Below are 15,646 nucleotides of genomic sequence, written 5' to 3'. Positions count from 1 at the left end.
TTTTATGAGCTTATGCTGTGAGGTGGGGATGCCCAAAAAAGAGATGATTTTCCCGACAAAATGATTGGCCACCTACGAAAATAATCGTATCCGTATACATTTCTATCTTTCCGAAAGCTAATGTTGCGCACCGTCTTGAACAATATACTTCAACAGGAAGACCGATCCGTTGGTTAAAGGCAAGATCCTGGTTTGTTATAAGGGACTTATCCGTTAATTTTGTCAAAAACATATACTCTCACACCTTTCTTTATAATTATTTAAACCTATTTATAATTGTAAGCGTTTTCTTTATCTATGTGTCTTCAGTATATCTTAATTAAACTGAATATTCAATCTTATAGTAAAGGAATCTTACAAAGGATTTTTGACATATTTAGTTGTTTCTCGACGCATTGTATATCAGGTATTTTCACTACTTATAAGTATGTAATGTTCGAGAGATTGTCACAAATGTTTCTGAAGCGAGAAGTCTAGCTATGATAGGATTAAGTTACAAATTATTAATAAGAAACATTTGCATATGGGGAGTGTTGACTCATGACATTAGTACAATTAGTAGCGGTGTTAGGTTTCGGTATTATGGCAATGGTTCTTGCTGTTGTTATGGCAATTGGACTTTTAAAAGTATCTGAGTACTCTGAGTAAAAATGTGATCAAGCTGGTATCCAATAGGGTATCAGCTTTTTTATTTTTATTTATTTGCATGAAAAAATAAACTCATTCATATAAACGAATATAAAATAATAATTCTGATAATTAGGAATATAGTTTTCTTTTCGTCAATCGAAATGTACAATTGAAGAAATACCTGTATAGAAAAGGAGTGCTGACATGATTGAAAAACTACATAAGTCATTAGAAACATATTATTCTGAAATGGTTGAATTAAGAAGGACCCTCCATCAACATCCTGAACTTTCCTTTGAAGAAGTAAAGACTCCAGAATTGATTGCGGATTACCTTGAGGCATTAGGTATTGAAGTGAAACGAAATGTTGGAGGCCGTGGTGTTGTAGGTTACATTCGAGGTGGGAAATCTGGTAAAACGGTAGCTCTTCGTGCCGATTTTGATGCGCTACCTATAGAGGAAGAAACAGGTCTTTCGTTTGCATCAAAGGTACCAGGTGTCATGCATGCTTGTGGACATGATGGTCATACAGCTACGTTACTTGTGGTGGCAAAGGTGCTAATGCAACATCAACAAGATCTAGAAGGAACAATTATATTAATTCATCAATTTGCAGAAGAATTAGCTCCTGGTGGGGCGATTGCGATGATTGAAGATGGATGCTTGGATGGCGTTGATGCTATTTTTGGTACACATTTATGGTCAACCATGCCATTAGGAGAAATTGGGTTTCGTAGAGATGCTATTATGGCTGCAGCCGATCGATTTGAAATTGAATTTCACGGAAGGGGAGGCCACGGCGCCTCACCACATGAAACAATTGATGCAATTGCAGTTGGGACTTCAGTTGTTCAAAATTTGCAACACATCGTCAGCCGAAATGTAGATCCATTGAAGTCAGCCGTACTTAGCGTAGGTTCTTTTCATGCTGGTGGAGCATTTAATGTAATTGCTGATCGGGCTAAGATCGTTGGAACAGTAAGGACATTTGAAAGTGAAGTACAAGATATGATGATTGAACGGATGGAGCAAGTGACTAAAGGGGTTTGTAATGCGATGGGAGCAACGTATCAATTTGAATATAAAAAAGGGTACCCTGCGGTTATTAACGATCCGTTAGAAACAGATCGGTTTGTACGAGTGGCAATTGATTTACAAGGTGAAGAATTGGTTAAAGAGATGGCTCCTGTTATGGGTGGAGAAGACTTTGCATATTACTTACAACATGTACCTGGAACTTTTTTCTTTACGGGGGCAGGGAATGTTGACCAAGGGATCATCTATCCGCATCACCATCCTAAATTTGATTTTGATGAGTCGGCGATGCTTGTTGCTGGTAAGTTGCTAACAAGTGCAGCCATTGATTTTCTATTAAACAGTACAAAAGAAAATCTTCACTCTCAAGTAGATGCAAATTAAGAACGTACCTTCGCGCTTACCCTAATTAGGTAAGCGTGTTTTTTAATGTGGAATGTAACCTAATTACCATTTCTGTCGTTATATAATTGAACTTTTTAACAAACCTTTTTATAGAATGAGAAGTCTGGGAAACATGATGCCGGGGGTACTCCTAATGGAAAATCACTTAATAATGCGCGCAAAAAAAGGAGATGATGAGGCTTTTCAACAACTAATTGAATTACATGTCAAAACAGTTGAAAAGTTTGCCTTTCAACTTGGTGTACCAGAATCAAGTGTGGAAGACATCACTCAAGAAGTCTTTATCAAGGTTTATCGATTTTTAGATAAGCATACAAGAGGGAAATTTACTACTTGGCTATATTCCATCACGATTAATGTAGTACGTGATTTATACCGAAGAGAAACAAGACAAAGAAGAAAGCTTAAAGCCTTTCAACAAGCGCAGGAATCATCTATATACATTGAACAATTTTACGATGAAAGTACGAAAGCTTTGCATGAACAGATTCAAACTTTAGAAGAAAAATATAAAGTACCGATCATACTCCATTATTTTCATGATCTTCCTTATCAAGAAATTGCAGACATTCTTGGAGTGTCTGAGGGTGCGATTAAAACAAGGATGATGAGGGCAAAAAAACAACTTAAAGAGAAGTTAGAAAAAGTAGGTGAAGTACAATGAACGACAACCAATTTAACCAACAAATGAAGAAATTAAAAAAACAATATGAGCAAATGCCTACTAAAAGTTCATCTGATCATATTATGTCTGCTGTCCTGAAGGAGAAAAAGCCACGTCGGACTACTTTATTTCGTAACTGGCGAGTGGCCGTGTCGTTATCTGCTGCAGTAGGAATTGGTACTATTTTAAGTATGGGTGGCTTTTTTCAGGGAGGTACAGATCAATTTACAACGATTGAAGAAGAAAGGGAACAAGAGCAAAATGGTGAAGAAGTAGCTATCTTTCAATCTGATATAGAGGGTGAAAATGTAATAATTAAAAATGAAGAAGAGAGGGACTCTGATGAACCTTCAGATGAGAGCTCAATGGAATTAGAAAACCCTGTTGAGTTAGGAGAGACGAGAGAAGAAACGTTCCTTATGGAGGGGCAAGAAGATGTAAACGAAGTGATCGAGTTTACAGATCGAGAAATAGGATTTCGTTCAGTTGTCCAAAGTGGGTTTGATATAGAAGGAAAATATAGGGAGAACGGCTATAGTCTCCAACTTAGTGCTGATTATGGCGATGGAATGATTGAACCTCCCTTTTACACGATGAGGAAATATTATAATGGATCTGCAGAAGAGGTTGCAGATGGATTGTATAGTGAATTAGAAGAAGATGGATTTGTACGAAATGAAGAGTCTTCTTTGACGATTACTGGTAGGCAGTCTGCTTTTGAAGAAGTGACCGATGAGCGGTTATACATGAGAGGAGACGAGTCTGTACAGCTTGCTGTGATATTAAACGACGATACTGTTTATTCTATTAAAATTCATACAACTACAGAATATACAGAAGGCTTGCAAATTCGGGTAGGGCAGGTGTTAGAGCATTTTCAATGGATCAATTAAATTGAACCTCTCAGTTGATGCTGAGAGGTATTTTCTTTTGCGATCTAGCATACCTTACAGAAGTAGCCAAAGTATGTGACAAGGGAAGGGTGGATGGCATGTGGATGTATATGCAGTCTATAAAAAAACCTTACTTTTAATCATCGCTTATGGTGGAACGCTTGCATCATTTTCCCTTTTTCCGTCTCCTAGAGGCTGGGGGTTAGGAGAGTTCATTGGAGCACTCTTGTTTTCACCACTTCAAGTACTAGCAGCATCTTTTTGTTTTGTTGCTGGTTTTTTAGGTTATTCTTTATTTGTGCAAGATTTGATCAGACTCGTCTATCAAACGCACATCAATCCAATGGTGCTAAAAGAAAGAGTGTTATTTTTACTTGTAGCCCTGCTTTCGATCTTACACCTTCTGTTTACCAATTGGCTTGCTACCCTCCCAATACTTATTCTTGCTAGCTTATATGGTATAATGGATGCTGACTTAAATAGTAAAGGTAAATAAATATTAGCCTTATAAGGAAGTAGGAAGTGTGATGATTGTTTTATATTTAGTTTTCGGAATTGGACTCATTTTACTTTCTTATATGTATGTTGAAGCGTTTCGAAATCGACTTCGAATACATAAACTCTCGTATGACACTCTTCCACAAGCGTTTGATGCGTTTCGAGTGTTCTTTATTTCTGATTTACATAGGAGAAAACTTTCTCCGAAACTGTTAGATCAAATGGATCACAAGTGTGATCTTGTCATTATTGGCGGCGATTTGGTTGAAAGAGGGGTTAGTATAGATCGATATAATGAAAACCTTCGCTTACTTACACAATTAGGACCGACCTATTTCGTCTGGGGGAATAATGATATGGAAGTAGATCAAGCTACTTTCGAAGATAGTCTATCGAGCCATGGGGTGGTTGTGCTTAGTAATTCAAGTGATTATTTCGAAGTGAAGGATGAGCAGATTCGTATAATTGGTCTTGAAGAGAACTGGGAAGACTCTGCTATTAATGAAAACATGAGTGGTGAAGAAAAACAAGATTTTACGATTTTGGTTAGTCATTATCCTGATGTAATAAGAGAAGCCCAGGAAATTCTCTTCCCACATTTATCGCTAAGTGGCCATACACATGGGGGCCAAATTCGATTTTTAGGATTTGGAATTGCTGAGAAGGGTGGGCTGAAAAAAGAAAAAGGATCTTGGCATTTAATAAGTAATGGGTATGGGACGACATCCTTGCCCTTACGCTTATGTGCCCCTGCTGAAGCTCATATGATTGTGCTGAAACGAAGGTAGGAGACCGTTTATTTGACAAGGAAATGTTATCAGATACTTATACAAAGTTTACACAGGCCTATTCCTTCGCTATACTTAGCTGAAAAGAATCACTTTTAGGCAAGGTCTGAAGGCGAGGTTCTCTAAGCAAGTAGATCGAATTAAAAAGATCTCAGAATGAAGCTATTATAGCTTGTATAGGGGGAGAGAATATGGCTTCTACTGAAGGGAAGTATAACATAAAAGCAATATCAACTATGCTCGGGATCCAGCCGGGAACACTTAGAGCCTGGGAGCGTCGCTATCAGATAATAGAGCCCATTCGAAACACAGCGGGGCACCGTTTATATTCAGATGAGCATGTGGCTATCTTACGATGGTTAATTGATAAGGTGAATAAAGGATTTACAATTGGACAAGCTGTAGGTTTGTTTGAAAAGGGTAATGTTGTGTTGCAATCACCGGAAAGTACAAATCACAGTGATTATTCCGTTCAATTATCAGATGACATCTTACATGCTTTATTATCATTTGAAGAAATGAAGGCACATCAACTTCTTAATCAAGCATTTAGTCTTTTTAGTATAGACAAAGTGACCATTGATATATTAGGAACCTTACTTGTAAAGGTAGGGCATATGTGGGAAAATAATGAAATCTCAACGGCACACGAACATTTTGTAACGTCTTTTTTACGAACAAAGATCGGTAATATTTTTCATGGGTTACCTGTAGATGGATTCTTACCTAAGGTAGTTGCAGTATGTGGACCAAATGAAACGCATGAGTTAGGTTTGCTAATTTTTACTCTCTTTCTACGAAGAAAAGGTTTTGAAGTGATTTATTTGGGAGCAGGAATACCAAATCAGGATGTAGAACTAGTCTTACGCGAGGTTGAGGCTAAATTGTTCTTTACCTCATGTACAATAGAAAAGAATATAAAAGCAACTTCTGATTTGATACATCATCTTAAGGAATGTTTTCCCGACCTTATTATTGGTACAGGTGGTTATGCCTTTGATCAAATTGAGGGTGACATGAAACAGGATTTAGAGTCGCATATAGTTGGTAAGACGAAAGCAGATTGGGAAGGTTGGCTGCGGTCAAACCTTCAGTAAATAAATAGGTTTGTTTACGCTTCGTGTTTGTGAACCTTCTGTAGCGTCCTCACATACCGTATAGAAAGACGATGTTTACGGAACGAGTAAGCCCATAAGCGGCTCTCGGATAAGGGAGGGTTAACAATGCGTCTTGAGCGTTTAAATGTGGATAAATTTAAGGTGTTTCTTACGTTTGATGATATGCAAGAGCGAGGGATTACGAAAGAAGATTTATGGCAGGACGTTCCGAAAGTACATGATTTATTTCGAGATATGATGCTTGAAGCTGATGATGAGCTTGGTTTTAAAGTGGATGGACCTATTGCCGTTGAAGTATATGCTATGCCAGCACAAGGAATGGTGATCATTGTGTCAAAAGGATTACCAGATGAAGACTTTGACATAGAAGGATTTGAAGAAGGCTACATCGAGATGCAAGTCACCTTAGATGAGAGTGATGACATCTTTTACACATTTAGAGAGTTTGAAGATGTAATTGGGTTAGCTTCTCGTCTCTATCCTTTCGGGGTTATTGGAGGTCGTCTCTATTCCTTTGAAGGCCGTTATTTTATGAAATTTGAAGATATTGATTTGAATGATAAAGATGAGGAAGCGTTCATCGCTTTATTGTCAGAGTTTGGCCATTCATCTACCGTGTCTTTTCATAGAGCTGCAGAATATGGCAAATGTTTGATGGATCATGAAGCGATCTATCAGCTTTATCACACGTTTATAAAGCGCTAAAAACTGGTGACAATAGGTCATCAGTTTTTTCTTTCTGTAATTTGTAGTTTCAAAGAGCGGGGTTAAGTGTATTATGGTACAATAACCGAGACTAGTTCCGAATACTAAGTAGGCGAATATACTAGTGGTACATAATGTGTAGTAGGAGTTGAGCCATATGAAAATTGCTGTCTTATACGGAGGAATTTCAGCAGAGAGAGAAGTATCGTTATCATCAGGAAAAGGAATTATTAAGGCGTTAGAAGCTAATGGACACGACGTTGTAGGTATTGATTTTCATCCTGATAGATTAGAAGAATTATTAGCACTTGACGTCGATTTAGTCTATATTGGGCTTCATGGTCGATATGGAGAGGATGGCAAGGTGCAGGCATTACTAGATATGTTAAATATCAAATACGTCGGCTCTGGAGTTGCTGGATCTGCTCTCGCAATGGATAAAGCAAAGTCGAAATTATTTTTTGAGCGTGAAGGAACAAGAGTGGCTAAACAACATGTTTTATATAAGCACTCTTATGATAAGCAAGCAACTAAAATCGAGATTCCATATCCGATCGTTGTAAAGCCGAACCAAGAAGGGTCTACGATTGGGATCACATTTGCCGAAAATGAAGAAGAATTATTTAACGGAATTGAGGCAGCGTTTGAACTTGATGAGACAGTTTTACTAGAAGAGTTCATTAAAGGCAGAGAAGTTACCGTTGCAGTAATGGGTAACAAAGGTAAAGAGAAAGCTCTCCCTGTTGTAGAAATCGTTCCCAAAAATAAATATTATGACTATGAAGCAAAGTATGCTGTTGGTATGAGTGAACATATTGTTCCGGCTCGTCTGACGGATGAACAAACTAATTATGTAAAAAAGCATGCAGTTCTTGCACATCAATCATTAGGTTGTGACATTTATTCGCGTGTTGATTTTATCATTCCGGATGATGGGGGAGACCCAGTAATTTTAGAAGTCAATACATTACCTGGTATGACACCTACAAGCTTATATCCAGACGCGGCGCGTGAAATTGGATTGTCCTACGATCAAATGATTGAAACATTTATACAACTATCATTGAATAAGTAATATTAGAAACAGACTGGTTGCCTAAATCAGTCTGTTTACTTTATGGCTATCTGGGTAATAATTAGTATGAATAGTTTGAATAGGACGGAAATACAACTTATCTTGTTTTTTTTACTGAAAAGGTGGAAAAATGATAGCTCTTTCATTATAGTTAGTAGTGATGAAAGATGCCGCAGTTAGATGCGGATTATAATAAAACATCGAACACTGGCTAGAGGTGAAACAGATGGAAGGTAATGGTAAGCAAGCTGAAAATTTAGATGTGCTTGTTTCAACGCAGAAAGTAATTAAGAAGGCTTTGGACAAGCTTGGTTATCCGGACGAAATGTTTGAATTAATGAAAGAGCCAATCCGTATGTTGACCGTACGAATCCCGATTAAGATGGATGATGGTTCTACAAAAATCTTCACAGGTTTCCGAGCGCAACACAATGATGCTGTCGGACCTACAAAAGGTGGGGTTCGATTCCATCCAAATGTGACTGAAAAAGAAGTGAAAGCGTTATCTATCTGGATGAGTTTGAAGGCTGGTATTGTCGACCTTCCTTATGGTGGAGGGAAAGGCGGTATTATTTGTGACCCGCGCGATATGTCTTTTCGCGAATTAGAACGCTTAAGTCGTGGTTACGTTCGTGCAATCAGTCAAATTGTTGGACCTACTAAAGATATTCCAGCACCAGATGTCTTCACGAATTCTCAGATTATGGCTTGGATGTTAGATGAATATAGTCGTATTCGCGAATTTGACTCTCCAGGATTTATTACAGGGAAGCCACTTGTACTAGGGGGCTCTCACGGACGTGAATCTGCTACAGCTAAAGGGGTAACGATTTGTATCCGTGAAGCTGCTAAGAAAAAAGGAATCGACATTGAAGGTGCAAAAGTGGTTATCCAAGGTTTCGGAAATGCAGGTAGTTTCCTTGCTAAATTTATGCATGATGCCGGTGCCGTAGTTGTAGGAATTAGTGATGCTAACGGCGCACTTCATGATCCAGAAGGTTTAGACATTGATTATTTGCTTGATCGTCGTGATAGTTTTGGAACCGTGACAAACCTTTTCAAAGAGACGATTTCAAACCAGGAATTGTTAGAACTTGATTGTGATATTTTAGTACCTGCTGCAATTGAAAATCAGATTACAGAAGAAAATGCTGACCGCATTAAAGCATCGATTGTAGTTGAAGCTGCTAATGGTCCAACTACTATGGAAGCAACTCGTATTTTATCTGAGAGAGATATTCTACTCGTTCCAGATGTATTGGCTAGTGCTGGTGGAGTAACTGTTTCTTACTTTGAGTGGGTTCAAAATAATCAAGGTTATTACTGGACGGAAGAAGAAGTAGAAGGCAAATTAGAAAATGTAATGGTGGGCTCGTTTGAGAACATTTATAATTTATCTAAAAGCCGTAAAGTAGATATGCGTCTTGCAGCTTACATGATTGGTGTGCGTAAAATGGCTGAAGCCTCTCGTTTCCGTGGCTGGGTTTAATTTGCTATACTATTAGTAAGTACGATCTTACCCTTGTGTCATTGATGCAAGGGTTTTATTTTTATGTAAAGCACGTGAGGTGAATGTAGATTGAAAAAAGAAGATATCATTATAATTGGTGCCGGGCCATGCGGACTTTCAACAGCAATCGCATGCCAAAATAAAGGCTACAACCCGTTAGTCATTGAAAAAGGAAATATCGTACATGCGATCTATCGTTATCCTACTCATCAAACGTTCTTTAGTACGAGTGAAAAGCTTGAAATAGGTGATGTAGCATTTGTCACAGAGGAGCGTAAACCAAGGCGTAATCAAGCGCTCGTTTATTACAGAGATGTGGTGAAACGTAAGGATATTCGTGTTCATACGTATGAAGAAGTTAGAAGTGCAACCAAACAACCCGATGGTCGCTTTCAAGTTAAAACGTCTAAGGACGAATACGAATGCAGTCAAATCGTTATTGCTACAGGGTATTATGATAGTCCGAATAAAATGAATGTTCCCGGAGAAGAGCAAGACCATGTGTATCATTATTTCAAAGAGGCTCACCCTTTCTTTGACCTAGATGTTGTAGTTATAGGTGGGAAGAATTCGGCCATTGATGCCGCGCTTGAATTAGAGAAAGCTGGGGCACGTGTGACAGCGTTATATAGAGGTCAGGAGTATTCAAGCAGCGTGAAACCATGGATTTTACCGGAATATGATTCATTAGTGCGAAATGGTAAGATTTCCTTGTCTTTTAATGCAGATGTGCAAGAAATAAAAGTAAAAGAAGTCATATACACGGTTAATGGAGAAGAGTTTACTGCGAAAGCCGACGCTGTTTTTGCGATGACTGGCTACCATCCTGATCATTCTTTTCTAACGGCTATTGGAGTGTTAGTTGATGATCAAACTGGAAGACCAGCTTTTAATGAGGAAACGATGGAAACAAACATTGAGGGTGTATATATTGCTGGGGTCATTGCTGCCGGTAATAATGCAAATGAAATTTTTATTGAGAATGGTCGATTCCATGGACCTCTCATTGCCGAAAATATAACCGAAAAAGATCAAGCAGAAGCAAAAAAGCCCTAATTGTAGGGCTTTTTTGTAGTTAATAGAGTTAATTCCTTAAGTCAAAAATAAAGTCTGTAATTGATCATTATCGTTTGTTTTCTCAAGTGCTACCATCAATTTCAATCTTGCTTTTTGACCATTTAAGCCATTGGTAAATATTACGCCGAGCTCTTTAAGTGTACGGCCTCCACCATCATATGCATAAGTATCTTGAACAATTCCGCTAAAGCAACGAGATACCAGTACTACAGGGATGCCCCTCTTAATAAGTCGATCTAATGCAGGCATGATGGTTGGAGGGACATTACCTTGCCCAAAAGCTTCAATCACTAACCCATGTATGGATGCTTCAGCGATGGCATCAATTGTAGTTGCATCCATACCTGTGTATGTCTTTAACAAAACCACTCGTTTTTCTAATGAAGTGATAGCGTAGCAATCTCTTTTCGCGGGTGTGTGGTGAAAACTAACACCCCGTTTTGTAACGATTCCAATAGGCCCATATTGAGGGCTTTGGAATGTAGCAATGTTAGAGCTATGCGTTTTTGTGACGTTTTTAGCTGTATGGATTTCATCATTTAAAACGACTAGAACACCCTTGCCATATGCGTCTTCACTAGCTGCTGTTTTAACCGCTGATATTAAGTTATGAGGTCCATCAGAACCTAATTCATTACTAGAACGCATCGCTCCTGTAACGATTACAGGATTATCGATATCCAGTATCAGATCAAGCAGATAAGCTGTTTCTTCAAGTGTATCTGTCCCGTGCGTTACGACAATGCCATCCAATTGTTCAGATTCCACTCTTTCCTTTAATCGATGTGCTAAATTGACCATTAAAGAAGGGGTCATATGTGGAGATGGGATATTCAGGTAATCGTCAACCACAACGGAGGCGATGCTTGAAAGGGATTCGATTGTGGAATATAATGGATTTACTAGATTAGGGGTTACAGCGCCATGTTCATCTTCTTGCATTGCGATTGTACCACCAGTATGTAAAACAAGAATCTTTTTCATCTTCATTGCTCCTTTATTTCATACTATTACAACCATCGAATAAAATCTTCCTTGATGTTATGATCGTATTTTAACATATTTTTCATACCTCGCTCACCATGTGAATTATTTTACTTGAATGAAAAATCAATGTGTGCACAGGATAAGAAAGGTAGGCTTTAAATTGTTTGCCATATTGACAGCCGCGATCGCACCAGCAATGGCGTTATTATCATATTTTTATTTGAGAAATGATTATGAATCAACCGTAAATGCCTTAGTTTTTCGAACCTTTATTATTGGACTTATCCTCGTTTTTCCTGTTATGGTATTGCAGTACGCATTTACCGTAGAGGGCTTTTTTGAAAGAGATTTATTTAAGGCTTTTGTCTTATATGGGTTTTTTGAAGAATTCTTTAAATGGTTTATGCTTTATTTTTTTGCTTATCAATATGGGCAGATGACACGGAGATATGATGGAATTGTCTATGGCGTATCATTATCTCTTGGATTTGCGTCAATGGAAAATGTATTTTACATGCTTGCTCATGGACTTGAAACTGCTGTAGCTCGGGCTTTATTACCTGTATCAAGTCATGCACTATATGGAGTCATAATGGGTTATTATATTGGACGAGCAAAAATGGAAGCATCAAAGCGAAAGTGGTTTTTAATGCTTTCTTTAGTAACTCCTGTTGTATTACATGGGTTATATGACTTTATTTTACTGACGTTTGGTATGTATTTTCTGATTGGTTTAGTGCCATTTATGATTGGACTTTGGATCTTGGCTCTAAATAAGGTAAAATGGGCTAATAAGCTTGATCATTAAATTTGAAAGGGGAATGAAAGATGGTCGGAGAACGTTATCGTATAGTCATTCGTTGCCCGAAGTGCGGAGAGAAGTATATTTTGCGTGGCAAACAGAATGATGAAGGGGAATATGAAACAGGATTTAAGCAATGTGTGTGTGGAAATAATGATGATTTGAAAGTTGACGCAACCCCTGAATCTTAAAAAAGACTTGCAAAACCTTTTGAATTGTTGTAATTTTAGTTCAACGTTAAAAGTTTATTTCGAAATTTCATAAAACATATAATTCTTATCAAGAGAGACGGAGGGAATGGCCCGAAGAAGTCTCAGCAACCAGCCTTTTTGACGAGGTCAGGTGCTAATTCCATCAAGCGTAGGCTTGAAAGATAAGAAGAAGCCAATGAGTGAATGGACACCTTCTTCTTATTTTATAAGTTGAGGTGTCTTTTTATTTAGGTACTGGTATTAGGAGGAGAGAACATGACAAAAGAGAAACATGCAACTGACGTCGTTCAAATTGGGAATAGAGGAAAAGATCATACAGGTACAGTTAATACGCCTATCTATTTATCAACAGCATACAGACATACAGGTATTGGGGAATCAACAGGATATGATTATGCTAGAACGGGTAACCCAACACGTGAAGTGGTGGAACAAGCTATTGCCGCTCTTGAAGATGGAGATCGTGGATTTGCTTGTAGCTCTGGGATGGCTGCCATTCAAACTGTTTTTTCTTTATTTGAAATGGGAGATGAGATTTTAGCTACAAAAGACCTTTATGGTGGAACGTATCGCTTGTTTGAAGAAGGTTGGAAGCGTTGGGGATTAACATTTTCTTATGTAGACCCAAGAGAGCTCGACCTTGTTGAGGATGCAATCAATGAAAAGACTAAAGCTATTTTTATAGAAACACCTACTAATCCTTTGATGCAAGAAGCCTGTATCCGCTCTTTAGCTGATATTTGTAAAAAGCATCAGATTTTATTAATTGTAGATAATACCTTCTACACGCCGTTAATCCAGCAGCCTATTGTAGAGGGCGCGGACATTGTAGTTCATAGTGCTTCTAAGTATTTAGGGGGACATAATGATGTCATTGCTGGTCTTGTGGTCGCAAAAGGCAAAGAGCTCTCAGAGAGAATTGGCTACTACCATAACGGGATTGGAGCAACGCTTAGTGCATTTGATTCTTGGTTATTAATTCGGGGAATGAAAACACTTGCGCTTAGAATGGAAAAACACGAGCAAAATGCGAAGGAAATCGTCCGTTATTTACAAAAAAGCGAATGTGTAACGGATGTGTTATACCCAGGTCGAGGGGGAATGGTCTCATTTAGAATTCAGGATGAACAATGGGTCAATCCGTTTTTACAGCAGTTGAAACTGATCTCTTTTGCTGAAAGTTTAGGGGGCGTAGAGAGTTTAATGACGTATCCTGCTACACAAACACATGCCGATATTCCAGAAGAGGTACGAGTTCAAAATGGGGTATGTAATCGATTGTTACGATTCTCTGTGGGGATTGAAAGAGCTGAAGATCTCCTTGAAGACCTAGAGCAGGCATTTCTTTATGTGGCAAAGAATAAAGTGACTCAATCAAGAGGGGTGGAACGATGACGTTTCTGGAACGAATAAAAACAGAAGTATTAGTTGGAGACGGAGCTATGGGTACACTCCTCTATGAACAAGGTGTTTCTCAATGTTTTGAGGAGCTAAATCTATCTGATCCTAAAAGAATAATAGATGCCCATAACCAATATGTAGCTGCCGGTTCAACCATTATTCAAACGAACACATATGCAGCCAATCGACTTAAGCTAGAGAAACACGGGCTAGAAGATAAAATAGAAATCATTAATAGAGAAGCAGTAAAGTTAGCACGCAAGGCAACAACTAAAGGTGAACATTTCATTTTCGGAACAGTAGGTGGTTTGCAGAACTTACACCAGGAAGATTGGTCCCTAGAAGAAATGAAAAATGCCCTTGATGAACAACTTGAAATTTTGTTAGATGAAGAAATAGATGGAATTTTATTAGAGACTTTCTATAATTTAGATGAAATTATCCTGGCGATTCAATTAGTAAGGAATAGGTCGGATATCCCTGTGATCGCCAATGTATCTTTAGGTGAAATAGGTGTTTTACATGGGGGTGTAACACTGAAGAATGCCATTGACGAGATGGTGAAGCAAGGAGCAAATGTCGTAGGGATCAATTGTCGTATGGGTCCTAGTCATATGTTGCGATCACTTGAAGATCTTCCTCTTCCTGAAGGGGCATATTTATCCGTATATCCTAATGCAAGCTTACCTGAATATCAGGATGGCAGGCTGTTCTATCATTCAAATCCAGATTATTTTGAAAGTATGGGTGAACAGTTTGTTAATCAAGGAGTGAGGTTACTCGGAGGTTGCTGTGGGACGACACCGGAACATATTAAAGCTTTTGCCACAGTTGCAAAAAGACGTAAACCAGTACAGGAAAAGTGGGTCACTTCTTCGTTGAAGCTCCCGAATTCAGTCATTGAATTTAAACGCAAGGAGAAGACCTTGCCTGAATTAGTAAAGCAGAGAAAGTCAGTAATTGTAGAACTTGATCCGCCCAAAAAGTTAAATACCGATAATTTTATTAAAGGAGCTAATGCTCTTAAGCAGGCAGGGGTTGATGCAGTTACCCTAGCAGATAATTCGCTTGCCTCTCCAAGAATAGATAACATGGCCCTAGCATCAAAAATAAAGGAGGATGTGCGGCCGCTTGTACATGTAACATGTCGCGATCGAAATTTAATTGGGTTGCAATCTCATTTAATGGGTCTTGATGCTTTAGGAATTAATGATGTGCTTGCTGTAACTGGAGATCCAACAAAAGTGGGTGATTTTCCAGGAGCCACATCCGTATATGATGTTACCTCTTTTCAATTGATTTCCCTTATGAAACAACTAAATGAAGGGATCTCATTCTCAGGTAAAGATCTGGGCCAAAAGGCTAATTTCTCGATAGGGGCAGCTTGTAACCCTAATGTCCGTCATGTGGACAAAGCAGTAGTACGAATGGAGAAAAAAATAGATAGTGGCGCAGATTTTTTTATGACACAGCCAATGTATAGCGAAGAGCAAATTGAAGCGTTTTATCATGAAACAAAACATCTAGATACACCTATTTATCTTGGTATTATGCCGTTAATAAGTTCAAGGAACGCAGAATTTCTTCATAATGAAGTACCAGGTATCAAGTTAACTGATTCCATTCGTAAGTCAATGGCTGATTGTGAGGACCCTAATCTTGCACAAGCAGAAGGAATCAAGATTGCCAAATCATTAATTGATACTGCTACGGAATATTTTAACGGAATTTATCTTATCACCCCATTTTTACGCTACGGTATTACCGTGGAATTAACGACTTATATTGAGCAGAAAACAGCTACTGAAATTATCAAATAATTGAACCATATTGGATGGACGGAAAA

General features: G+C 38.4%; 16 protein-coding genes and 1 riboswitch. Of the genes, 14 read left to right on the top strand and 2 right to left on the bottom strand.

Annotated elements, in window-relative coordinates:
• Nucleotides 1–10 precede the first annotated feature (10 nt).
• Nucleotides 11–232 carry a hypothetical protein gene (locus tag AB3N04_RS02315; protein WP_317120731.1) on the bottom strand — a complete coding sequence of 74 codons (222 nt, stop codon included), beginning with the start codon at nt 230–232 and terminating at the stop codon, nt 11–13.
• Between the two features lie 602 nt (nt 233–834).
• Between AB3N04_RS02315 and AB3N04_RS02310 the strand changes: the two genes are divergently transcribed.
• The 10 genes from AB3N04_RS02310 to AB3N04_RS02265 all read left to right on the top strand — a co-directional run bounded on the left by AB3N04_RS02310 (nt 835) and on the right by AB3N04_RS02265 (nt 10,377).
• A complete protein-coding gene (locus AB3N04_RS02310; protein ID WP_368504538.1) occupies nt 835–2,049 on the top strand; it encodes a M20 family metallopeptidase in 1,215 nt (404 codons plus the stop codon).
• Nucleotides 2,050–2,203: 154 nt separating this feature from the next.
• Nucleotides 2,204–2,734, top strand: coding sequence for an RNA polymerase sigma factor (locus tag AB3N04_RS02305; RefSeq protein WP_368504536.1), 531 nt, complete (start codon nt 2,204–2,206; stop codon nt 2,732–2,734).
• On the top strand, nt 2,731–3,627 hold the full coding sequence (locus tag AB3N04_RS02300) for a hypothetical protein (protein ID WP_368504535.1): 897 nt from the start codon (nt 2,731–2,733) through the stop codon (nt 3,625–3,627). The genes AB3N04_RS02305 and AB3N04_RS02300 overlap by 4 nt, the downstream gene beginning before the upstream one ends.
• Nucleotides 3,628–3,727: 100 nt before the next feature.
• Nucleotides 3,728–4,123: a hypothetical protein gene (locus tag AB3N04_RS02295; RefSeq protein ID WP_368504534.1), complete on the top strand. Its 396-nt coding sequence runs from the start codon at nt 3,728–3,730 to the stop codon at nt 4,121–4,123.
• 31 nt (nt 4,124–4,154) lie between these two features.
• A complete protein-coding gene (locus tag AB3N04_RS02290) occupies nt 4,155–4,913 on the top strand; it encodes a metallophosphoesterase (RefSeq protein WP_368505976.1) in 759 nt (252 codons plus the stop codon).
• Between the two features lie 191 nt (nt 4,914–5,104).
• On the top strand, nt 5,105–6,010 hold the full coding sequence (locus AB3N04_RS02285; protein WP_368504533.1) for a MerR family transcriptional regulator: 906 nt from the start codon (nt 5,105–5,107) through the stop codon (nt 6,008–6,010).
• Nucleotides 6,011–6,136: 126 nt separating this feature from the next.
• Entirely contained in the window at nt 6,137–6,736 is a 600-nt protein-coding gene (locus AB3N04_RS02280; protein ID WP_317120737.1) for a genetic competence negative regulator, read from the top strand.
• Nucleotides 6,737–6,893: 157 nt separating this feature from the next.
• Nucleotides 6,894–7,811: a D-alanine--D-alanine ligase gene (locus AB3N04_RS02275; RefSeq protein ID WP_368504532.1), complete on the top strand. Its 918-nt coding sequence runs from the start codon at nt 6,894–6,896 to the stop codon at nt 7,809–7,811.
• A 226-nt stretch (nt 7,812–8,037) separates the two neighbouring features.
• A complete protein-coding gene (locus AB3N04_RS02270) occupies nt 8,038–9,300 on the top strand; it encodes a Glu/Leu/Phe/Val dehydrogenase (protein WP_368504531.1) in 1,263 nt (420 codons plus the stop codon).
• A gap of 90 nt (nt 9,301–9,390) precedes the next feature.
• On the top strand, nt 9,391–10,377 hold the full coding sequence (locus AB3N04_RS02265) for a YpdA family putative bacillithiol disulfide reductase (RefSeq protein WP_368504530.1): 987 nt from the start codon (nt 9,391–9,393) through the stop codon (nt 10,375–10,377).
• 36 nt (nt 10,378–10,413) lie between these two features.
• On the opposite strand, the gene AB3N04_RS02260 is transcribed toward AB3N04_RS02265, so the two are convergent.
• Nucleotides 10,414–11,382 (bottom strand): asparaginase, encoded by a 969-nt coding sequence (locus AB3N04_RS02260; protein ID WP_368504529.1) that lies wholly within the window; start codon nt 11,380–11,382, stop codon nt 10,414–10,416.
• A 163-nt stretch (nt 11,383–11,545) separates the two neighbouring features.
• On the opposite strand from AB3N04_RS02260, the gene prsW reads away from it, so the two are divergent.
• The 4 genes from prsW (at nt 11,546) to AB3N04_RS02240 (ending at nt 15,620) form a co-directional block, all read left to right on the top strand.
• Entirely contained in the window at nt 11,546–12,193 is a 648-nt protein-coding gene (gene prsW / locus AB3N04_RS02255; protein ID WP_368504528.1) for a glutamic-type intramembrane protease PrsW, read from the top strand.
• A 20-nt stretch (nt 12,194–12,213) separates the two neighbouring features.
• Nucleotides 12,214–12,378 (top strand): hypothetical protein, encoded by a 165-nt coding sequence (locus tag AB3N04_RS02250; RefSeq protein ID WP_317120743.1) that lies wholly within the window; start codon nt 12,214–12,216, stop codon nt 12,376–12,378.
• Nucleotides 12,379–12,460: 82 nt separating this feature from the next.
• A riboswitch (SAM riboswitch) is annotated at nt 12,461–12,567 on the top strand.
• Between the two features lie 87 nt (nt 12,568–12,654).
• A complete protein-coding gene (locus AB3N04_RS02245) occupies nt 12,655–13,794 on the top strand; it encodes a methionine biosynthesis PLP-dependent protein (RefSeq protein ID WP_368504527.1) in 1,140 nt (379 codons plus the stop codon).
• Complete coding sequence (locus AB3N04_RS02240) at nt 13,791–15,620, top strand: bifunctional homocysteine S-methyltransferase/methylenetetrahydrofolate reductase (RefSeq protein ID WP_368504526.1); 1,830 nt, start codon at nt 13,791–13,793, stop codon at nt 15,618–15,620. Before AB3N04_RS02245 ends, AB3N04_RS02240 begins: the two co-directional genes overlap by 4 nt.
• The last annotated feature ends 26 nt before the right edge of the window (nt 15,621–15,646 follow it).

Origin of the sequence: Alkalihalophilus sp. As8PL, assembly GCF_040939795.1 — a bacterium.
GTDB lineage: Bacteria > Bacillota > Bacilli > Bacillales > Bacillaceae_D > Alkalihalophilus > Alkalihalophilus lindianensis.
Note: the sequence above shows the minus strand (reverse complement) of the source record. Positions and strands in the feature narration are given on the sequence as shown.